The following is a 21,781-nucleotide window of genomic DNA, read 5'->3' on the forward strand; positions in this document are numbered from 1 at the left end:
ATTTTAGTATGATTACGGAAGAGAAAAAAGAAGAGAAAAGCCTGAATTTTATCGAGGAGATTATTGACGCTGACCTGCAATCAGGAAAATATACCCAGATTATTACACGCTTTCCACCCGAACCTAATGGCTACCTGCATATTGGGCATGCTACAAGCATTTGCCTGAATTTCGGGCTAACCAAGCGGTTTCCGGGTTATACCAATCTGCGATTTGACGATACCAATCCGGTGACGGAAGACACCGAATACGTTGAAAATATAAAGAATGACATCCGCTGGCTGGGTTACGAATGGGAAAACGAGAACTATGCTTCCGACTATTTCGATACCCTCTACGGTTACGCGGTCACGCTGATCAACGAAGGACTGGCTTATGTGGACGACTCAACTTCGGAGGAAATTGCGGCACTAAAAGGAACGCCTACCGAGCCGGGTAAGGACAGCCCTTACCGCAACCGCACCGTTGAGGAAAATCTTGCACTTTTCGAACAAATGAAAAGCGGAGCATTTCCCGATGGCAGCCGTACCTTACGTGCGAAAATCGACATGGCGCACATCAATATGCTCATGCGCGATCCGATCTTGTACCGCATTAAACATGCGCATCACCACCGCACCGGCAACAAATGGTGCATTTACCCGATGTACGACTTCGCGCACGGGCAAAGCGACGCCATCGAAACTGTTTCACATTCGATTTGTACGCTGGAATTCGCACCGCACCGTGAACTGTACGACTGGCTGATCGCGAAATTGGGTATTTACCCATCGCATCAATACGAATTCGCACGCCGGAACCTCAACTATACTGTTACCAGCAAGCGTAAATTGCTCCAACTGGTTCAAGAAAATCATGTAAGCGGCTGGGACGACCCACGCATGCCGACGATCAGCGGGATGCGCAGAAGAGGTTACACGGCATTCAGCATCCGTGATTTCTGCGACCGCATCGGCATTGCCAAACGGGAGAATATGGTAGATGTAGGTCTGCTTGAATTCTGCGTTCGTGAGGACCTCAATAAAAAAGCATTACGCCGAATGGTCGTGCTCGATCCGCTGAAAGTGGTCATTACCAACTTCCCGGATGGCGTTACGGAAATGTGCCACAGTGAAAACAACCCTGAAGATATTTCGACCGGGAACCGCGATATTCCTTTCTCCCGTGAGATTTTTATTGAAAAAGAAGATTTCATGGAGGTACCTTCGAAGAAGTACTTCCGCCTCGCTCCCGGTAAAATGGTCCGTCTGAAAGGCGCATACATTATCCAATGCGATGATGTAGTGAAAGATGCAAACGGCGAAATCACCGAAGTGCACTGTACTTACATTGAAAACAGCAAAAGCGGGCAGGACACGACGGGCATTAATGTGAAAGGGACATTGCACTGGGTTTCCGCACAACACGCTGTGGAAATCGAAGTGCGGCTTTATGACCGCCTCTTCTCTGTCGAGGACCCATCGTCTGAAGAAGGTGATTTCAAAGACTACCTCAATGCGGATTCATTGCACGTCATAACCGGCTATGCAGAACCTGCATTGCTGGAAGCGCAAGAAGGCGAATCGTTCCAGTTCCTGAGAAAAGGCTATTTTGCCAAAGACCCGGATAGTACCGGGGAAAAGCTGGTCTTCAACCGGACATCGACTCTCCGGGATAACTGGACAAAAACAGCCAATTAATCAATTGCAGCATTCTGCATTTCCACCTGCCAAAAAAGATTTTCCTAGTATCAATCTTCAAAAATTTGATCTTTTTGCCGTCGACTTAAGTCGACGGCAATTGATTGGCATTGGAGCAAAAAATCTATTTAATTAGATTGCTTACAAATAAACTTGCTTGGCAAAAAGTTTGAATCTATCTTTGTGTAACAATTTCCACGATTCAAATTCCTTGCCGTCAGTGAATACCCAGAATGAATTGTTCAGTACCGCCAAAGGTTATAGCGTACAGTGTGATTTAACTTCCCGTATTGTCCTTCACTTTGGCGAAATCAAAGCTCCCTTTAAGATCCTCGATTTCCTGAATTTCCGCCGGTTTATCAACAGCATCGATATCCACAGCAAAATCTTCGATCTGTCGGATGAGTCTGACTATGAATTCGTTGAGGCTCCTCAACTCAATATCGGCCACAGGATGACGCTCTGTGAAGTGATCCAGCTGCGTGAACTTGTCAACGGAACGCACTTCGCGATTGAGCTCAATTCTATGCTACACCAGGTTCTCTATACAGAACAAGAATTAGTCTAAATTACTCATTCAGACTATATTAGACCGTTTCCAAATTTCTAAAACGATTTGGAATCATGAACTTTCGCATGATATTTGCACTTGTTAATACACGAATAAACAAGCAAAATCATGAAAGACTTACTAAGAGCACGTACTTCCCTCAAAGAGGAGATAGAAATACTTTTGAACAACCAGGTGAAGATGGAAGCAGAAGCTTCTGCCAAATATCTCGCTATGGCTTCATGGTGTGACCGCAACGGTTTCAAAAACAGCGCTAAGTACTTCCTTCATCAGTCCGACGAAGAACGCGGCCACATGCTGAAAATCTTCAATTACCTGATGACAGTGGGCGGCACGGCGATTTCTCCTGAGGTCTCAGGCGTAAAACAGGAATATCCTACGTTCAAAAGCGTATTTGAAACAGCGCTTCAAAGCGAGATCGCGGTAACGCAGTCGATCAACCGCATTGTTACTGCAGCGCGCAGAGAAGAAGATTACGCGACTGAAAACTTCCTGCAATGGTTCGTGAGCGAGCAAATTGAAGAAGAAGACAATGCACGCCGCGCGATCGAGCTTTTCGATGTAATTGGCGAAGATGGAACAGGTTTGTACGTGATCGACAAAGCGATCGGCAAAATCGGTTCTGAAGAATAATACAAGGCCTTACCTTAAAAAAAGCTGCCCGAAAGAGCGGCTTTTTTTGTTTTTAAACCCTGGTGAAATACCTCCGTTCCCACACCTTGTACCAGTTTTTGTTGGCAGGATACTTGCGGTGCGCCGCAAAACGGTTCACCATGACGGCCACAAAAAGCAGGATCAGCACGCCACTGAGTACGGGGCTTATTACATACATATAGCCAAGGGCTTTGATCTTTTCGGAGCCAATGTTGGCGATCAGCGCGGTAGCACCGCCCGGAGGATGCAATGTTTTGGTTACCTGCATCAGCACAATGGATACCGAAACTGCAAAAGCGGACGACAGCCAGACCTGGTCGGGCAGAAACTTATGGACCGTCACGCCTACGAGCGCGCATACGACGTGCCCGCCTATGAGGTTACGCGGCTGTGCCAGCGGGCTATTCACGATGCCGTAAATGAGTACCGAGGAGGCGCCGAAGGAACCAATAAGGAATAGTGAGTCGGAATCCGTGAATTGTTTGTCGTTGAGCAGGCCAATGAGGCCGATACCGAGGAATGAACCGAGAAAAGTCCAGAAATGGTCTTTGAAATCAATTAGTGTCTCTTTGTAGACGACGTAACGGACCAATCTTGCGTTACGCTTAATCCTTTTTCTCAAAATATGGAAACTTTTGGTGGAAGTTGCATTGAAAATAGAACTATAACGGGATAGCGATGGTTCGTAAGTCAGGGGAACAATCCAAATTTTCTGTGGTTCCCCTATCCTAATCCCTTCCAAATATACAAAAAACAGCCCAGCCCGAACGGATAAGCGCCCCGGGGCAGGCAATAAATTTTGGTACGCCTTTTGTTGGGTTGCGAAATTTAAAATAGTAGTATTGCAATAGCACACCGTGATTTCATTCCATGAATTACCTCGACGAGTTCAAAAAGTTTATTTCCAGCCATTATCTGTCGACTGGTGTGCGTCTAACCCTAGGGACGATCATCCCTAGCCTCATTTTTCATCATTACGGCATATTAAGCGATTGGATCGCGTTCCCGCTCGGTACGCTGCTGATCGGCGGCACAGATAATCCGGGGCCTTATCACCGGCGGCGCAATGCATTGCTTGTCGCCATTGCCACCTGCTTTCTCGTCGCCTGCATAACCGGTTATCTGCGGCATTTTCATTTTATTATTTTTCTTGAAATCATCGTATTCGGAATGTTTTTCTCGCTGGTTGGCGTATATGGTAACCGCGTGAACAGCATCGGCCTCATTTCATTGCTCGTTTTTGTATTTAACATTGATGACCATCTCAGCGGAGACATGGTTTTCCGTACCGCGGCGATATTCTCTGCCGGCGGGATCTGGTATTTCATATTATTTATGGTTTTGCAAAAACTCCTGCCCTACAAACTCATCCAGCAGCTTTTGGGAGAGAACTTTGTGGAATTGGGCAAACTGCTTTCGATCAAAGCCGACTATTACTTTGCCAAACCCGATTACGACGAGCTTTTCAACCGGATGGTACACCAGCAGGTGATTCTCCGCGAAAACCATGAAAACCTGCGCGAAATCCTTTTTAAAACGCGGGAAATCGTCACCGAATCGACTACGAAAAGCCGGATATTAATGCTGATGTTCCTCGACAGCATCGACCTTTTCGAACGAATACTGAATTCACAGCAGAACTACGCCAACTTGCACCGTGCTTTCGACCACACGAAGGTGCTGCGGCTATTCGGCACTTACATTACCTGGCTGGCCGCCGAAATACAGCAGATTGGCCTGGCCGTGCAAAGCGGCTACGCCTCGCACCCACGCCATGACCTCGACGAGGCGTTCAATAAATGTCAGCGCGCGTTCGAACGCATGCGGGAACATAAGATGAACCACGATAATATGGAGGACTTCATCATGCTCCGACAGATCCTCAACAGCTTGCAGGACGTCACCGAGCGCGTTAAGAAGCTTCACAGAGCGACCAAATACGAAGCCGACGTCAGCAAGGATTACAAACTGACCGTGGAAGCGGAAGATTTCACTCCCAAACAAGACTATCATCCGCGCATCCTGCTCGACAACCTTTCCTTAAAATCGAGCCACTTCCGGCATGCGGTACGGGTAACGCTCGGGTTGCTGGCGGGATACATTGCCTCGCTGTTTTTCGCCGTCGGGCATGGTTACTGGATATTGCTGACGATCGCCGTGATCCTGAAACCGGCATTCAGTATTACCAAGCAACGGAATATTCACAGGATTGGCGGGACAATCCTGGGTGTGACCGTCGGGTTTCTCTTCTTATATCTCATTGATGAAAGCACGCCTTTGTTCATCCTGATGATGGTCTCGATGATCCTGGCATACAGCTTCCTGAAAATCAACTATTTCGTGGCGTCCACCAGTATCACGCTGTATGTGATCCTCTCGTTCCATTTCCTTAATCCCCAGCATGTCACAGCCGTTTTGCAGGACCGGGTGGTGGATACAGTGATCGGTTCGCTGATAGCCTACATCATTTCTTCCTACGTTTTGCCGGTGTGGGAGCATTCGCAAATCAAACAATATATGAAAGAGGCGCTGGATGCAAACCGGAAGTATTTTGATATTGTCGCCGCTAAATTCACCGGAAAACAGCTGGATATCAACGAATTGAAGCTATTGAGAAAGAATGCGATCATCGCGATGGCTAACCTTTCGGATAACTTTCAAAAGATGCTTTCCGAGCCGAAGCGCCAGCAGATGAATATGGAGGAATACCATCAGTTCGTCGCGACGAGTCACATGCTTACCTCCTATATTGCCTCGCTCTCGACATACGCGCAGACTTTGGAATACGTGGAATTTTCAGTTGAATTTGAAATGATGATTCGGCAGATCGACCGGCAATTGCAGGCGGCCACGGACATTATTGATGGAAAAACCGGCAACAGCCTGGAAATCGTTCGGGAGTCGCTGCCGCAAAACCAGCGACTCGTCGAATTACTCGCCGATCGCAAGAAACAGATCAAAGAGCTGGGCATTGAAAAGGCTGATCAATCTCCGGTACGCAAAATGCTGTCGGATCTGAAAACCATCAATGGACTGTTTGAATTGATCAGCACCATTTCAATCGACGAAATCAAAATCCTTCAAAAAATTAAAACCGCCAAAGCAGCTTAGCATGTCTTCATTATCAGGAACAGAAAGAAAAAATATCACTCCCGGGCTCGCCGTCTCGATCGTGCTGAAAAAAGACCAGCGCAGTGGAAAACTGACTGAGGGTATTGTAAAAGACATTTTGACGAAGGCCCCTGTGCACACGCATGGCATTAAAGTTCGGCTGGAATCCGGCGATATCGGCCGCGTGAAGGTTATCGAAGCCGAAGATTAGCCCTGGCTTTTTCCAGTATTTCGTGAATGGTTTCGAGCGGCAGGTCTTCGGCCGGGTTTATGAGCAGGATTTTCATGCGCGAACGTTTTTCAGCGAGCAGCAACGGATGTTCCAGCAGGTAGCCATCCACAATGCCGAGGTACGGCGTGCCTGTTTTTTTCTCCTCCCACAAATAGCAAAGCCGTTTCGGGCCGAGTTTGTAAAAAGGCATCTTATATTGCCAATCTTCTCGTATTTGTGGATCAAAAGAAAGTACCAGATGCCGTAATGCCAGCAGGCAGCTCCGGGCCGGCTCGGGCTTTTCCATGAAATAACGGTCGATCTCGCGCAATGCCCCGTCGGGTTTAAGTGATTCCTTATCTTTGCCTCAATTTATCCGATTTATGTCAAATCCCCGCATTAACCTGATTATCGGGATCATCAGCATCAGTATTTTCCCCGTGCTTGTTAAATGGGCACCGGTATCGGGCATTACTTCCGCATTTTACCGCATGCTCCTGGGATTGCTATTTTTGTTCCCTTATGTGTTGTTTCGTAGGAAATTCACATTCCCCACCGGCGCACTTTGGCTTCCTATTGTGCTTTGCGGCATTATTTTCGCGACCGATATTGCCGTATGGAACCTCTCCATACATTACTCCAATGCAACACAAGCCACCCTGCTGACAAACCTATCGCCCGTATGGGTGGGCGTAGGAACCTTTTTGTTTTTGCCTGACAAACCCGGCCCCCGTTTCTGGCTTGGCACGTTGGTCGCGCTTACCGGGATGGTGATTCTGATAGGCCTGGACACATTTACGTCCATGCGGCTCGACCTCGGTTTCGCCCTGGCAATGCTTTCCGGTATTCTTTACGCCTCCTACATGCTGATCAGTAAAACGGTTTTGGACAAGATCGATATTGTCAGTTTTATGACGGTCAGCATGGCGGTGTCAAGCATTTACCTGTTTGCAATATGCCTCATTTTCGACCAGCCTATCTGGCATTTCGAACCGGTGATCTGGGGTGTTTTTGTGATTCAGGGATTGGTCTGTCAGCTGGTTGGCTGGTTGACGATCAGTTCGGCGGTGAAACAAATGGATGCGAAAAGCGTTTCACTCAGCCTTTTGAGCCAGGCGGTTGTAACGGGGCTTTTCGCATGGATGTTTATTGGAGAAAAAATAACTGCTCAAATGATCGGCGGAGGTGTCGTTATCCTGATCGGCATTGCCATTACTTACACGGGCCGAAAGAAAGCGTCGGCCACTACAAGCTAGCTTCCTGTCGCAAAAGGCAGATAAATAATGAACGTCGATCCAATTCCCGGCCTTCCGACAGCGTCGATCAGCCCTTTATGGTTCTCCACGATTTTTTTGCAGATCGCCAGCCCGATCCCGGTGCCTTCATAAGAAGAGCGGTTGTGCAGCCTTTGGAATACCTGAAAAATACGGTCCTTAAATTGCGGGTCGAACCCTATTCCATTGTCGGTAAATGAAATATATTGATAATGCCGGGCCGCATTGGCGCCGGCAAGCGGTATGGCCGCACCGTGCACTTCTCCCGAACGGATTTCGATGACCGGCGCCCTGTCCGGGCCTGTAAATTTCAGGGCATTGGCGATGAGATTCATAAAAAGCTGCTCGAATTGGTAGACAATAACGTCCCGAACAGGCAGTAAATCGCTTGTAATGATAGCATTTTCCGCCTGAATCGTATCGCACAGTTGTTCTTTTACATTTTGCAGTACCTGGTTCAGATCGGTACTTTCGAAGTGCTTTTCGGCAACATTGGCCCGCGAAAAAGCCAGTAAGTCCACGATCAGCTGTTGCATGCGCGTAGACGACGCCTGCATGCGGTTGAAATAATCCTTCCCCCGTTCCGAGAGATTGGCATTCTCCGTTTCGAGAATGCGCGTAGCGAACGTCTGGATCTTCCTTAACGGCTCCTGCAAATCATGGCTGGCCACATACGCGAATTGTGCAAGCTCCATATTCGTACGGATCAGCTCATTATTAGCGACTATCAATTGCTGCGTCCTTTCCTGCACTTTCGTTTCCAGCTGATCGATAAACAGCCGGTTGTCGTGAATATCAAGGCTCGTCCCTACCCACATTTCGATCGCGCCATTCGCGTTGTACTGCGGAATGGCCCGGCATTGGTACCACCGGTATTCGCCATCGAAGCGTTTCAAACGGTGTTCAAACATGAAGTCGGTGCCTTCCTTAATTGCCTCGTTCCAGAGAAGCTGGCTTTCTTCCTGGTCGTCGGGGTGCACGAGTTGCAGCCAGCCGCTCCGTTCTATCTCTTCGCCCGTATGCCCGGAGTAGTTGGTCATCGACCGGTTGAAATAATTGAGGTTACCATTCGCATCGGCCGTCCACACAAACTGCGGCAGGGAATCGGCCAGCGTCCGGAATTTATCTTCAATGGTTTTCAGCGCGAGTTCCGACTCCTTACGGTCGGTAATGTCCATCATTGTCCCGAGCATTCGCTGCGGCACGTGCGCTTCGTCGAAAAGCACCTTTCCTTGCGTCCGAATCCAGTGTACCGATTGGTCGCGGTGGATAATCCGCGCTTCGTAAACATAAACACCTGTTTGGAGCGCGGCCTGAAATGCCCTTTCCACAATGGCCTGGCGGTCCTCGGGATGTACCTGATCCCGCATTTCGCGATGGCTCAGCACTGCGGTTTCATCATAACCGAAAATCACTGCCAGCCTACCCGAATGAATGATTTGTCCTGTTTTTATATTCAAATCCCAGGTTGCCAGGCGTGTTCCTTCCGTTGCTAACGAAAGCCGGTCGGCCGCCTCGGCAAACTGCTGTCGTAATGTAACCTTGTCCGTAACATCGCTCGCCGACACCATAATACCCGAAACACTGCCGTCTACCTCGAAAATAGGCGCATATTGAAAGTCGAGATAATGCCTTTTCAAACCGCCAGGGCCGTCGACGTAGGTAACAGCCTCATTTCCGCGGTGGATCCTGGCAGTTTGGTAAACTTCATTCAAAAGTCCGATGAACTTCTGCTCTTCCAGTTCGGGAAAAATGTCGATAAGCCTTCTTCCGACCACCTCGTCGAGGCTACGCCGCCAGATATTGAGCATGCTTTCATTCGCGATGCTGATCACCAGTTCCGGACCTTTGAGAATGGCCTTTGCAAACTGCGATTGTGTGACAAGGTTTCGAAAATGGTTCTCGCTCCGTTGGAGTGCCTGTTTGGACAAAACCTGCTGAGTGACCTCGGTAGCCACCACAATAATGCCCGATGCATTGCCGGGATTATCGTCAAAAAGCGGTTGATAAACGAAGTTGAAATAGCAAATCTGAGGCCGCCCGAATCGCCGCAGCGTTACTTCGAACTCGTTGCCATGATAGGCAATGCCCGTATGGAAAACGTTGAGAAGTATCGGTTCGACATGTTCCCGCACCTCGGGAAGGCTTGCAAAAAGCGATTTCCCCACGAGTTGTTCCTCGGTGCGGTCGACAATGTGCAGGTAGGCATCATTGGCCATCTCCACCACAAAATCGTCGCCGCGGAGGATGATCATCCCCACGGGCGCCTGTTTTACGGTATTTCTGAATTTACTTTCACCATCGGGCGGCAAGCCGTCGAGCGCCGAACCGTCGGGCGCCGAGTTGTTGACAGCCGTGCGTGCGGGCGCTGGATTCACCTCATTGGAGTGAATGGCACCATTTTCAGAAGTCTGCTGATAGGATTGCTTCGACTTGTCCACCTGTTTTCAAGAAGATACTTTCAAAAATAAGCGGGCAAGTCGTGAGAAGTCAATATTGATAATGAAAGTTTTCCCGGGCTGGCGTCCAGCTATGCTTGGTCCAGTCAATATCAAGAATTTGCTTGATAGCCTGCTTCAATTTGGGAAACGACCCCGGTTTACGGATGAAAAAGTTGGCACCTTTTTCATGCACTTTCCTAACCATTTCCTCCTGGCCGGTCGTGGAGAAAATCACGATCGGAATATGCTCCCAAGCCTTGGTTTTTCGGATATAGTCCAGGCATTCGAAACCATTTTTCCGGGGCATATTCAAATCCAGGAAAATAACGTCCGGCGGAGGTGGCACTGTTTTTTCCATCAGGTCAATCAACTCAACGCCGTCGCTCGCTGTCAAGAGCTCCGCCGAAGTGCTTACTTCCCTGAGCGCGTCCTCAAACAACAGGCAATCATCCTCATCGTCGTCGGCCAGGAAAATAGATTTATTTGGTTTTGTGCTCATAGCCCGAATTTTAGTAGTCATGAAATAACATAAAGGTTGGTCAATACTTTCAACCTGTTCGAGGTACGGTAGCAATCAATCCCTTGGTAGGAGTATACAAGTTAGGCAATAAAAGCCGTAAACTAAATTTAATTCACATTAAAATTCACCCTCCAAGCTCTCCTTCGGTTTCTTTTTGGCCTGATGCAGACGATAGTTCAAAGTAAGGTTAATCTGCCTTAAACGCCCCTGAGAGCTGTTACGGGCGTAAAAATTAGCTCCTTCGGTGATCGACCTGAACTTCCTTGAATTGAATACGTCTACTACCGTGAGCGTCAGCGTGCCATTTCCCTTCAGAATGTCCCTTGTTGCGGCCAGATCGAGCGTCGACAGTGCTTTTCTGCGGCCTTGCGGGGTCTGCTGAGGCGCTTCATAATTACCTCTCAGCTGCACATCGGTATTTTTCCAAAGGGTAAACCGCGACATCGCACGCACAAACCAGCTGTAAGTATCGCTCTGGAACTCTTCATCCACTCCGGTCCCATCCGTGATCGCGCGGAAGAAGTTGGCGCTGCCGTCGAGCTTCCACCAGGGATACGGGTTGAACGAGCCGGCAAATTCGGCTCCGTAGGCATCCTCCGTTCCAAGGTTTTCCGGCCGGGTGTAAGAGCTGCCGTCGTCCTGTACCGAACGAATGCTGATGATCTTGCCGTTGGTGTGGCGATAGTAAATGGAAGAAGTCAGCGAGCCTTTGTTCAGGTATTTGATGTGCCCGAGCTCAAATGCATTGGTAAACTCCGGGTTCAGATCGGGGTTACCGCTCCAATAATTGCGGTTATCGCTGTAAGTAGCAAACGGGGTCAGGTCGTTATACTGCGGCCTGCGGACGCGGCGGCTATAACTCAGCTGCAATGCATTCTGCTTGGCAAAATCATAGGTAATATGCACGCTGGGGAAGAGGTTGGCGTACTTGCGTGCATTTACTTCATTAGTAGTCCTCAATGTAGTGGTAACACCCGTCCATTCAGCGCGAACGCCGCCCTGATAGGAAAACCTGCCGGTTTTGTTGCCGATCATTCCGTACAAGGCATTGATGTTTTCCTCGTAAAGAAAATCGTTGGTAAGCCCGGGCAAGGTCGTCCAGCCGCCGTCGCTGGTTTGCTGGGTCACGGTGTAATCGTTGGTCATATCCCGCGAGCTGCTCCGCCCGCCGGCCTCGATCTTACCGTCTTTCCCGAACGGATGCACGTAATCGGCCTGGAAAAGCAGCTGTTTCTCCGTTTCATAGTTTACGGCACGCTGCAACAGCGGCGGGATGCCCGACGGGCTGCCGTCCGGTTTGTACACATTCTCGTGGTAATACTGGTCCGAATCTTCCCAGTTATCGAGGTAGCGCACATCGGCGGTAAACTCCTGCCCCTTTCGGTTGAAAGTTTTTTTGTAGGTCAATGCATACTCCGAGTTCGGTTCCGTTTCGGTTTCGTCCTGGGTCCGCCGGGTGTAGCTCGTCATGTTGTTGAGGTTCGACAGATAGTCGCGGTAATTCAGTGTCGAAAACCGCTTGCCTTTGCTCGTGCGCCAGGTGTACGCGCCCGTGAGGACGTTTTTGGCATTGAAATAATAATCGATACCGCCCCTCGCGCTGTTGGCCATCCCTTTCAGGTTACTTTTCATATCGCGCTCCATGATGAAGGTCGAATCGTTGCGGTACAGCTCCTGGTACACAAAATTCCTACCCGGCGTATTCCGGTACGACATCGTATAGTTGATGAAGAAATTGAGGTTTTTCTTCCGGTAGTTCACATTCGCTGCGCCGCCGAAATTGGTAGGATGACCGGTAATAATGTCGAAAGAGCCGTTAATACCCTCTTTTCGCTCCTTTTTTAACACAATATTGATTACGCCGCCCATCCCCTCGGCCTCATACCGCGCCGATGGATTGGTAATGATCTCCACCCGTTCGATCATGCTGCCCTGCAACTGCGCCAGCCCGCTGGCACCTTTAATGCTGACCAACCCGGAAGGTTTGCCGTCGATGAGAATGCGTACATTGCCGCTACCTCTCAAACTGACATTCCCCTCCACATCTACGGCGACCGAAGGCACATTGGTAAGAATATCAACCGCGCTGCCGCCCGCATTCGCGAGATCTTTGCCGACATTGAATATCTTTTTATCCAACGACAATTCCATCGAGCTTTTCTCCGCCTGGACAGTCACCTCGTCGAGCGTTTTGGCCGAAGCCGCCACTTTTATAGAGCCTAAATCCAGCGGTGAATTGGCAGCACTCACTTTTATGTTAGTAGTGTAATTTGGTTTATAACCTATGAATTCGGACAGTGCATAATAGGTACCGGCCGAGATGTCCACAATGAAACCGCCCGTCTCGTCTGTGATCGCTCCCGAGACAAACGAGCTGTCGGCCGTTTTGAAAAGCCGGATGCTCGCATAACCCAGCGGCGCGTTGCTCGCACCGTCGATAATCTTGCCTGTAACCTTCAATTTCCCACTATTCTGTGCCTGGACCGGCACCATTGCCAACATCCCGAGAACCCATACCAACCCCACAAAACCACGCGACTTCCCCTGACGAAAGCCCTTCTTCAAACTGCTTCTGATAGCCATTATGCTGTTGTAATATTTTCTCAAATCCTTTAAAAGTTGCTACCCATACAAACCCTTTTACCCCGCTATTTTACTCTACCATAATGATATATTAATCTGTCATCATACAAGGTTAAAATGAACTTTCCGGCGGCAGAAGGTCCAGGGCTCCGGCGGTTTTTTGTACCTTTGCAGTCTTTTTGCATATCCACACAAGCCATGAAAAGCGAAGCATCACAAACTTTAAGATTAGCATTTCCCATTATCATCGGAGAACTGGCCCAAATGGCCCTCCACCTCATCGACAGCGCGATGGTCGGTGCGATCAGTTATAAACAACTGGCCGCCGCCGCATTGGTTATCAATGCGATGAACATCCCGTTCGTGATCGGGATCGGCATGACGATCTCGGTTTCCCAAATGGTATCCCTGGCCAACGGCCGCCGCGACGCGCAGCAGGTTTCACATTACCTGTTCAACGGATTCTGCCTTTGCACACTTACGGCGCTGGCTATTTCCATTACATTGCTTTTTGGTAAAGATTATCTGCGTAACCTCGGCCAGGATCCCGAGGTAGTGGAGCTGGCTATCCCGTTCATGCGGCTTATGGGTCTTTCCATTATCCCCATGCTGCTTTTCATGACCTTGAAGCAATTCGCCGACGGGCTGGAACATACACGCACAGCGATGATCTTCTCATTGGCCGGTATGCCTGTCAATATTTTGCTCAACTGGCTGCTCATTTACGGCAACTGGGGCTTCCCGCGCCTGGAACTCGAAGGTGCCGGCTGGGCGACACTCATTACCCGCAGCATGATGTTCCTTGCACTGCTTTTTGTGATTTTAAGACACAAAACTTTTGAAAAATACATCGCCGTAGGTCGCAACCAATGGTATTTCAGATGGCAAACCTGGCGCGAACTGTTGCATATCGGTGTCCCCAGCAGCTTGCAGATCGGTATGGAAGCGGGTGCATTTGCGGTATCGGGCATTATCATCGGAACCCTGGGCGCGGTGGCGCAGGCGGCGCACCAGATCGCGTTGAGCAGCGCGTCCTTCACCTTCATGGTATCGATGGGCCTCGCGCAGGCGGGTTCCATACGCGTGAGCAACGCGCTCGGGCGCAGCGACTGGGCGAAGATTTTTGTGATCGGCAAAAGTACATTGGTCACCGCATTGATCTACGGCACGATCTGCGCGATCACATTCGGTCTTTTGCGTAACCACTTACCTATCGCATTCAACGACAACACCGAAGTGGTCTCATTGGCCGCTTTGCTGCTCCTTTTCGCCGCCGTCTTCCAGATTTCGGATAGTACGCAGGCGATCGGCGCGGGGTTGTTAAGGGGTATTAAAGATGTAAAAACGCCTACGATCCTGATCGGCATCGCCTATTGGGTAATCGGTATCCCGGTGGGGTACACGCTCGCATTCCATTTCGGAATGGGAGCGAAGGGCATGTGGCTGGGATTAATCCTGGGATTAACGATGGCTTCGATCTTCCTGATGACGCGTTTCTTCAAAATGACAAGAAGAAATCAGGTTTAGATAAAACTTCGTCAAAATCCGACTTGTTGATAAGGATATAATTGCGAAACTTCGTCATTATCCAAGTGCGCGTTTTTTTATAATCAATTCTTATCCACAAAAATCTGATTCAATGGATTTCAATTCCACGTTAAGGAGCATCTTTGTTGAAGAAAAAGACATTCCTGCGGAGTTCAGCCTGCCATCCCTGATCCACCAGCGCGAGTACCTTTGCAATGGCGAAATGAAGACCTGGGACGGGCCGTTCCATGAAGTTTTCTCGCCGATTGCCGTGCAAACAGCCAACGGCCTCGAACGCAAGCTCATCGGAAGCTACCCCTTATGCACCGCTTCCGAAGCATCGGAAGCGCTGGATGCAGCCGTAGCTGCCTACAACAGCGGCCGCGGCGAATGGCCTACGATGGGTGTTGCCGAGCGCATCCACTGCGTTGAGCAATTCACAGGCCGGATGATCGAGAAAAAGGACATTATCGTTAAGCTCATCATGTGGGAAATCGGTAAATCATTTGCCGACTCCGTTAAAGAATTCGATCGTACCGTTGAATACATTTACGCCACCATCGACTCACTCAAAAACCTCGATCGCGATTCGTCCGGTTTCGACATTGTCGACGGCATTGCAGCGCAGGTAAGACGCTCTCCGCTGGGCGTGGTATTGTGCATGGGACCGTTCAACTATCCCCTCAACGAAACTTTCACGACCCTGATCCCCGCACTGATCATGGGCAACACATTGCTTTTCAAACCGCCGAAATTCGGTACGCTGCTGCATTACCCGTTGCAGGAAGCCTTCCGCGACTGTTTCCCGAAAGGCGTCGTGAACGTGATTTACGGCCGCGGTAATGCCATCGTTCCTGGATTGATGCAATCGGGCAAAATCAATGTGCTGACGCTCATCGGTTCCAGCAAAGTGGCGAATGAATTGAAAAAATCCCACCCGAAAGTGAACCGTCTGCGCGCGGTACTCGGTCTGGATGCTAAGAATGCGGCCATCGTTACGCCTGAGGCTGATCTCGACCTTGCTGTCAAAGAGATCATCACCGGATCATTGTCGTTTAATGGTCAGCGTTGTACGGCTTTGAAAATCATCTGGGTACACCGCACCGTGGCCGATGCATTCCTGGAAAAATTTAGCGCGGCTGTTGCCGAACTGAAATTTGGAATGCCGTGGGAGAAAGGTGTAGCGCTTACCCCGCTGCCTGAAACCAATAAAATCGAATACCTCAACGACTGCATCGCCGACGCGGAAGCGCACGGTGCGAAGGTGGTCAACGAAAACGGGGGCAAATCGGAAGGCTCGTTCTTCTACCCGGCCGTCGTCTACCCGGTCAACAGCAAAATGAAGCTGTACCATGAAGAGCAGTTCGGGCCAATCGTGCCTGTGGTACCGTTCGACGATCTCGAAGAAACCATCGAATTCCTCATCGACTCGACCCATGGCCAGCAGGTCAGCATTTTCAGTAACAATGCCGAAGAAGTCGCCTCGCTGATAGACCCGTTGGTAAACCAGGTAAGCCGTGTGAACATTAATACCCAATGCCAGCGTGGCCCGGACGTATTCCCTTTCACCGGCCGCAAGGACAGCGCCGAAGGCACCCTTTCCGTCCCCGACGCCATCCGCGCCTTCTCAATCCGCTCCCTGGTAGCCTTCAAAATGAACGCCGCCAACAAGCAGCTGATCAACGAAATCGTGCATGAGGACACCTCGAATTTTTTGAGTACGAAGTTTATATTCTAAGTTTTTTGCATTCGTTTTAATGCATTTCGCCCATTCGGTATTCCGGATGGGCGTTTTTTTGTGCCGGAGGATCACCGGTGTTTAAATTTGGAATAGACAATTTGTAGAAGTGTGCTTTGGGTTGTATTTAAGCACGCTAATTGCATGAACAAAGACATTTACCAATTCCGCTGCTCTTTGTCTTTCCAGGGATATGTTGATCGAAAATCAGTTCTGTATGAAGACTTTTATGGAAAAGCCAGAATGAATGGAAAGTGAAGACTGGATTGAAGCAATTCTCAGAGATAAAGAGAAATTCATCAGGGATGTAAAAAACTCACCAGCTGTGATCAGAAAGAATCGCGAAGCCGCTGAGATGTTATCAAAACTCAAACCACCTTTTCCCTGGGATGATGACTATGTTCAGAAGAAGGACTAAGAAATAATTGTCCGAAGTAAATCAGCCGCATCACGTAATAGTATGCGGCTGATTTACCCGCAATATCACAAATTCGCCTCCGCCAGCACCCTTTCAATCTCCCCTTTCGGCGTAACGCCGCTTTTCTTCCAAACTACCTGGTTGCCGCGGTAAAGAATCAGCGTCGGCAATGCAGTCACGCCCAGCTCTTTGGTAAGCGCTTTATTTTCGTAAGCTTCGATATTGATTACTTTCACCGAGCTGGCTTGCTCGTGTTTGATAGAATCCACAATGGGTGCCAGCCGCTTGCACGAGCCGCAATAGCGTGAGCCGAAATCAACCAGCACAAGTTTGTCGGATTTCAAAGAAGCCTGGTAGTCGCCCAGCGAAAGGCCCGGGCCGACGGTGGACACAACGGGTTTACCCAAACCGATCCATTTGCTCAATCCGCCCGGCAGTTCGGTGACGTCCTTAAAACCATTGTCGCGCAGGTCTTTGGCAAGTTTGCCGCTGCGACCATTGGCGATGGAATAGATGAAAGTCGGCTTGCTTTTGTCGAGCCTGGCGATGGCTTTAGAGAAGTCGGCTTCGTTGGCGACGCTAAAACTGGTTGCGCCTTCTAGATGGTTCTGCGCATACTCTTCCGGTAAGCGTGCATCCAAAATCTGAGCATTCTTGCCCGCTTTGGCCAGCCGGGCTTCAAATTCCTCGAAAGAAACGAGGTCACGTTTTGCGGTGTTCTGGGCATTTGGTCCGGTTTGTGCAACCAGGGCGGTATGTGCGGCAAGCAACCATACCAATGCGAAAAAACGTTTAAAAGTTTTCATTGAAACTGGGTTTAAAAGTGATTACTGCTTTCGGTGGTTGGCCTCGGCTATCGACTTTTTATTTTGCGTTCTTGTAGTTTTGGAGCAGCACCTTCGCTGCACGAATGTCATAATCGAACATTTCCGGTTTCTGTCCTGCAATCCGCTCCGCATTAGGAACGGCCGGTGCAGCATCTTTGCCCGTCAGATCGAGGATATTCAGGGCTTGTAGGCGAGCATACGGATTGTCGCTTTTCAAGGCATCCGTCAGCGCGACGACGGCCCCGGGCTTGTCGGCGCCTGTCACATACAATGCTTCGGCGGCAGCAATTCGCACGGCAACTTCCGGGTCCTTCAATGCTTTTTGCAATGCATCCCCACCCGACGCGGCTTTTAGTACCGTGAGGCCCGTGGCCGCCCAGTAGCGCACCGACGGGTCTCCGTCTCCCAGCGCTTTGATCAACGCCTGCGTGTGGCCGGGATTTCGGGAGGAAGCAATGTCTGCGGTAGCGGCAATTTTCTCGAAATTATACTTGCCACCTCTGGCATAATCATACAAAGGTGTCGTTTTGGCAATTTCATAGATGATCGCTTCGGGAATAAATCCGACGTCTTTATAGCTCGCGGTCCACTGTTTATTGGCCTTACGCAACCGTTCCAGTTCCTTCCTGTATTTCGGGTCCCCGGCCAGATTATGAATGTTGTGCGGATCGGCATCGACGTCGAAAAGCTCTTCTGCCGGCTTCTGCTCCCAGAATTTGGATTGCACCGCATTCAGTTCCCCCGCTTTGTAAAGATCTTCCCAGGATTTCACCGATGGTGCCCGCCAGAGGTATTCGAGATACTGGCCATAGATTTTATTTGGCAGATAATTCCGGATGTATCGAAACTTCTTGTCCCGTACCGAACGCGACATATCGATCCGTTCATCCATTCTTCCCCTGAATCCGAACGCATATTGCGGCTCCGGCTTCTGTTGTTTGCCCAAAAACGCGCCTCCCTGCATATAATCAGGCACTTTAATATCGACCAGACTCAAAACAGTTGGCGCGAAATCCAGGAAAGTCACCAACCTATCCGACACACTACCCTGTTTTTGATTTGCCAAATGCGCATACTTTGGCGGCAAATGCACGATCAGCGGCACGTGCAGACCCGATTCATACATAAACCGCTTGCTGCGCGCCAGCACGCCGCCGTTGTCGGCATAGTAAAATACAATAGTGTTGTCAGCAAGTCCTTCGTCTTTCAACTCCTGCAACAGTTTTCCAAACTGCCGGTCCATTTCTTCCAGCTTGTCGTAATACTGCGCCCAATCGTGTTTCAGCTCGGGCGTCGCAGGATGGTAAGGCGGCAACGGCACTTTCTCCGGATCGTGCTTTAATGCGGGCAATGGCTCGTGCAGTGAGCTTTCATGCGATACATTCAGATTAAATACTGCGAAAAAAGGCTGCCCCGGCTTGCGGTTTTTATAAGTCGCCTTGTTACTCGATTCGTCCCAGGCGTCGAGCTGGTCCGTCGTATTGTAATCCTTTTTAGCATTATTGGTCGTGTAGTACCCGGCCTCACGCAGGTATTTTGGGAAAAACTTCACGAAAGCGGGTGACGGGTACGTGCTGCGCATATGCTCGGTGCCGAGGGAGGGCGGGTACATGCCTGTAATGAGCGTATTACGCGAGGGCGCGCACACGGGAGCGGTCGAGAAGGCATTTTTGTACCGGATACTCCCGGTGGCGAACTGGTCCAGGTTGGGCGTCGTCGCGAACTTGTCGCCATAGCTGCCGAGCAGAATGGTGTTGTCCTCGCTTACGATCCAGAGGATGTTAGGACGGTCCTGTGCGATCACCGGATGTAATGCGATAGTCCATATCGCCCAAAGGATTTTGCGGGTCAGTTGTATCATTACCGTGATAATTACTTCACTACTATTTCGCGCCTAAAACCGCCTGCTGTGTCGGTGCGAGATCAATAGTGACCTTGTTGATTTTGCCTGTGAATGCAAAAGGCACTTTGTAAGTATCGCCTACCGGCGTCAGGTCGTCGAAGCCGACATTCACGCCCTCGTGCAGGTATAATGCATCCGAAGTTCTGGTGAGCGTTCCTTCCCCTACCTTCGCATTATTAACATACAAACTCACCACACCGCCTCCGTTCTCATCATATTGCACGCTGGCTTTCAGCTCGACTTTCCCGTCCGGCAAAGTAGCACTGGAAGAGCTCACTACATATTTGTTGCCATCGCCGACGGCATACACAAATTGCAGTTTCTGGTTTTGGATAAAAAAGCTCAAACCACCGGCCGCACCGCCTCTCGACAATAACACACCCTCCGTTTCAACACCCGACAATACCGCATCGGCGACGATCGAGAATGAACGTTTCAACGCAAACGGGCTGGCCACGTCGATGATCGTCGATTGACCGGGGTAAAGAACAACTTTATCCACATTGTTGTAGGCAGTAGGCAATGTAAACGGCTCGGTGCCATCCTTCAACGGGTACACATTGTATTTCAAAGCCTCGCTATCAAACAATGCTTTCAGCTCCTTCAACTTGGCCGGATTGGCAGTAGCGAGGTCATTGGTTTCGTTGAAATCGTCGGTCAGGTTATAGAGCTCCCATTTGTCTTTCTCAAAATCCTGTCCCTTCACGTGCAGCGATCCGGCTTTCCAGCCATCCTTATAAATCGAGCGGGAGCCGCGGATTTCATAGTATTGAACAGTGTGACGGCTTTTAGCACCCGCGTCGTTAAGGCTGTAAGCAAGACTCGTCCCTTCGATGGCGTCTTGTTTAATGCCGTTCAGCACCACCGGTGCCTTGATGTTCAGCAGTTCCAAAGTAGTAGGCAAAATGTCCGAAACGTGGCCATATTGGTTACGGATGCCACCTTTTTCCTTGATTCCTTTTGGATAAAAGACAATCAACGGGTTATGCGTACCGCCTTCCGAATTTGCATCCTGCTTCCAATGGCGAAACGGTACGTTGGTAGCCGCAGCCCAGCCAAGTGGGTAATTCACTTTCGAAAACTCGGTGCCGATCAGGTCGATCTGCTCGATGTTCTTTTTCAAACGCTCCTCCTCCGAAACGCCGGCGCCGAAATTGTTTACAGTTCCAACGAAGGTACCTTCCTTGCTGGCCCCATTGTCTCCTACCGACACGATTACGACCGTATTATCCAGCTCTCCCGACTCGCGGATATGATTGATAACCCTTCCGATTTCATAGTCGGTGTATTCCAAAAAGCCCGCGTAGGTTTCCATAAACCTTGCGTACAGCTTTTTCTCCTCGGCGCCCAGCGAGTTCCAGTCTTTCACACCCGGGTTACGCGGCGGCACTTTCGCCGTCTTCGGAACAACACCCAACCTGATCTGATTGGCCAGAACCTGCTCCCGGTAAGCGTCCCATCCCGCATCGAATTTCCCTTTATACTTATCCGACCATTTTTTAGCTACCTGATGCGGCGCATGCCCTGCACCGGTTGCTACATACAGGAAGAACGGTTTATCCGGATTACCCGATTTCTGGCTTGCCAAATAGCTGATAGCCCTGTCGGCGATCAGTTCGTTGAAATGCTTACCATCCTGGCGGTCCGGTTCACGGTGCGTGCCTTCCCAAAGCTCAGGATGCCATTGATCGATGCTGCCTCTCGATGGAAAACCATAGAATTGCTCAAATCCGCGACCAGTAGGCCAGCGGTTGAATGGTCCTGCGGGCGTGAGATCGGCCAGCGGCGTGATATGCCATTTGCCCAACGCAAACGTGTTGTAGCCGTTATCTTTCAGGATTTCGGCAATGGTGCCTTTCTCAAAAGGAATGAGCGCGTCGTAACCGGGTGTACCAATAGCGGTTTCCGGAAAAAGTCCCATATGCGCCGAATGCTGATTACGGCCTGTAAGCAATGCTGCACGCGTAGGCGCGCAGATGGCCGTGGTGTGGAAATTGGTGTACCGCAACCCATTGTTGGCGAGGCTGTCAAGCGTAGGCGTGTTGATCAGCCCGCCAAAAGTACTGATCGCTCCGTAACCGATGTCGTCCAGCAGGATCCAGACGACGTTCGGCGAGCCTTTCGCTGCCTTTTTCTTCTCCGGCCACGATTGCTGCGTCTCAGCCACCGTTTTCCCGATTTTGCCCTGGTAAGCGGGTGTCGGCGCATACTGTGCGTTCACACCGCTGGCAGCGAGCACAGCCAATGCACCCAGCGATAATTTATTCCACGGACGATATATTTTTCCCATGATAAACTGTTTTTGAATGTGTTTTAATCAATAT

General features: G+C 49.9%; 17 protein-coding genes. 8 read left to right on the forward strand and 9 right to left on the reverse strand.

The features are described from left to right. Positions 1 to 8 precede the first annotated feature (8 nt). Positions 9 to 1,679: a glutamine--tRNA ligase/YqeY domain fusion protein gene (locus ACTJJJ_RS21985; protein WP_440703038.1), complete on the forward strand. Its 1,671-nt coding sequence runs from the start codon at positions 9 to 11 to the stop codon at positions 1,677 to 1,679. 277 nt (positions 1,680 to 1,956) lie between these two features. Here the strand turns inward: ACTJJJ_RS21985 and ACTJJJ_RS21990 are convergent, their stop codons facing one another. Further along, a complete protein-coding gene (locus ACTJJJ_RS21990) occupies positions 1,957 to 2,184 on the reverse strand; it encodes a hypothetical protein (RefSeq protein WP_440703039.1) in 228 nt (75 codons plus the stop codon). A gap of 174 nt (positions 2,185 to 2,358) precedes the next feature. Here ACTJJJ_RS21990 and ACTJJJ_RS21995 point away from each other — a divergent pair, with 174 nt between their 5' ends. Further along, positions 2,359 to 2,883 carry a ferritin gene (locus ACTJJJ_RS21995; protein WP_188935655.1) on the forward strand — a complete coding sequence of 175 codons (525 nt, stop codon included), beginning with the start codon at positions 2,359 to 2,361 and terminating at the stop codon, positions 2,881 to 2,883. A 52-nt stretch (positions 2,884 to 2,935) separates the two neighbouring features. Here the strand turns inward: ACTJJJ_RS21995 and ACTJJJ_RS22000 are convergent, their stop codons facing one another. Further along, the gene (locus tag ACTJJJ_RS22000) at positions 2,936 to 3,529 is read right to left on the reverse strand and encodes an HPP family protein (protein WP_229222995.1); all 594 of its coding nucleotides are present in this window, start codon (positions 3,527 to 3,529) and stop codon (positions 2,936 to 2,938) included. 245 nt (positions 3,530 to 3,774) lie between these two features. Between ACTJJJ_RS22000 and ACTJJJ_RS22005 the strand changes: the two genes are divergently transcribed. After that, the gene (locus ACTJJJ_RS22005) at positions 3,775 to 6,015 is read left to right on the forward strand and encodes an FUSC family protein (protein WP_188935656.1); all 2,241 of its coding nucleotides are present in this window, start codon (positions 3,775 to 3,777) and stop codon (positions 6,013 to 6,015) included. 1 nt (position 6,016) lies between these two features. Next, on the forward strand, positions 6,017 to 6,226 hold the full coding sequence (locus ACTJJJ_RS22010) for a YwbE family protein (RefSeq protein WP_188935657.1): 210 nt from the start codon (positions 6,017 to 6,019) through the stop codon (positions 6,224 to 6,226). On the opposite strand, the gene ACTJJJ_RS22015 is transcribed toward ACTJJJ_RS22010, so the two are convergent. Further along, positions 6,207 to 6,557 carry a DUF1801 domain-containing protein gene (locus ACTJJJ_RS22015; RefSeq protein WP_229222795.1) on the reverse strand — a complete coding sequence of 117 codons (351 nt, stop codon included), beginning with the start codon at positions 6,555 to 6,557 and terminating at the stop codon, positions 6,207 to 6,209. The two genes, ACTJJJ_RS22010 and ACTJJJ_RS22015, sit on opposite strands and share 20 nt — an antisense overlap. A 52-nt stretch (positions 6,558 to 6,609) precedes the next feature. On the opposite strand from ACTJJJ_RS22015, the gene ACTJJJ_RS22020 reads away from it, so the two are divergent. Continuing rightward, positions 6,610 to 7,482 carry a DMT family transporter gene (locus ACTJJJ_RS22020; protein WP_440703040.1) on the forward strand — a complete coding sequence of 291 codons (873 nt, stop codon included), beginning with the start codon at positions 6,610 to 6,612 and terminating at the stop codon, positions 7,480 to 7,482. Here the strand turns inward: ACTJJJ_RS22020 and ACTJJJ_RS22025 are convergent. From ACTJJJ_RS22025 to ACTJJJ_RS22035, 3 genes are all read right to left on the reverse strand, one after another. Then, a complete protein-coding gene (locus ACTJJJ_RS22025; RefSeq protein ID WP_440703041.1) occupies positions 7,479 to 9,941 on the reverse strand; it encodes a PAS domain-containing sensor histidine kinase in 2,463 nt (820 codons plus the stop codon). The two genes, ACTJJJ_RS22020 and ACTJJJ_RS22025, sit on opposite strands and share 4 nt — an antisense overlap. 49 nt (positions 9,942 to 9,990) lie before the next feature. Beyond that, positions 9,991 to 10,440 (reverse strand): response regulator, encoded by a 450-nt coding sequence (locus ACTJJJ_RS22030; protein WP_188935664.1) that lies wholly within the window; start codon positions 10,438 to 10,440, stop codon positions 9,991 to 9,993. 138 nt (positions 10,441 to 10,578) lie between these two features. Next, positions 10,579 to 13,044 (reverse strand): TonB-dependent receptor domain-containing protein, encoded by a 2,466-nt coding sequence (locus ACTJJJ_RS22035; protein WP_440703042.1) that lies wholly within the window; start codon positions 13,042 to 13,044, stop codon positions 10,579 to 10,581. A 198-nt stretch (positions 13,045 to 13,242) separates the two neighbouring features. Here ACTJJJ_RS22035 and ACTJJJ_RS22040 point away from each other — a divergent pair, with 198 nt between their 5' ends. From ACTJJJ_RS22040 to ACTJJJ_RS22050, 3 genes are all read left to right on the forward strand, one after another. Further along, complete coding sequence (locus ACTJJJ_RS22040) at positions 13,243 to 14,571, forward strand: MATE family efflux transporter (protein WP_440703043.1); 1,329 nt, start codon at positions 13,243 to 13,245, stop codon at positions 14,569 to 14,571. A 112-nt stretch (positions 14,572 to 14,683) separates the two neighbouring features. Beyond that, positions 14,684 to 16,309, forward strand: a complete 1,626-nt coding sequence (locus tag ACTJJJ_RS22045) for an NADP-dependent glyceraldehyde-3-phosphate dehydrogenase (protein ID WP_440703044.1) — start codon at positions 14,684 to 14,686, stop codon at positions 16,307 to 16,309. A 247-nt stretch (positions 16,310 to 16,556) separates the two neighbouring features. Next, on the forward strand, positions 16,557 to 16,727 hold the full coding sequence (locus ACTJJJ_RS22050; protein ID WP_440703045.1) for a hypothetical protein: 171 nt from the start codon (positions 16,557 to 16,559) through the stop codon (positions 16,725 to 16,727). 65 nt (positions 16,728 to 16,792) lie between these two features. On the opposite strand, the gene ACTJJJ_RS22055 is transcribed toward ACTJJJ_RS22050, so the two are convergent. From ACTJJJ_RS22055 to ACTJJJ_RS22065, 3 genes are read right to left on the reverse strand one after another with little or no spacing between them, the layout of a single operon-like run. Beyond that, positions 16,793 to 17,533, reverse strand: a complete 741-nt coding sequence (locus tag ACTJJJ_RS22055; protein WP_188935670.1) for a thioredoxin domain-containing protein — start codon at positions 17,531 to 17,533, stop codon at positions 16,793 to 16,795. Between the two features lie 58 nt (positions 17,534 to 17,591). After that, the gene (locus ACTJJJ_RS22060) at positions 17,592 to 19,415 is read right to left on the reverse strand and encodes a sulfatase-like hydrolase/transferase (RefSeq protein ID WP_440703046.1); all 1,824 of its coding nucleotides are present in this window, start codon (positions 19,413 to 19,415) and stop codon (positions 17,592 to 17,594) included. 22 nt (positions 19,416 to 19,437) lie between these two features. Next, positions 19,438 to 21,747, reverse strand: a complete 2,310-nt coding sequence (locus ACTJJJ_RS22065; protein WP_426295789.1) for an arylsulfatase — start codon at positions 21,745 to 21,747, stop codon at positions 19,438 to 19,440. Positions 21,748 to 21,781 lie beyond the last annotated feature (34 nt).

The organism is Dyadobacter sp. 22481 (assembly GCF_052044875.1).
Taxonomy (GTDB): domain Bacteria; phylum Bacteroidota; class Bacteroidia; order Cytophagales; family Spirosomataceae; genus Dyadobacter; species Dyadobacter endophyticus.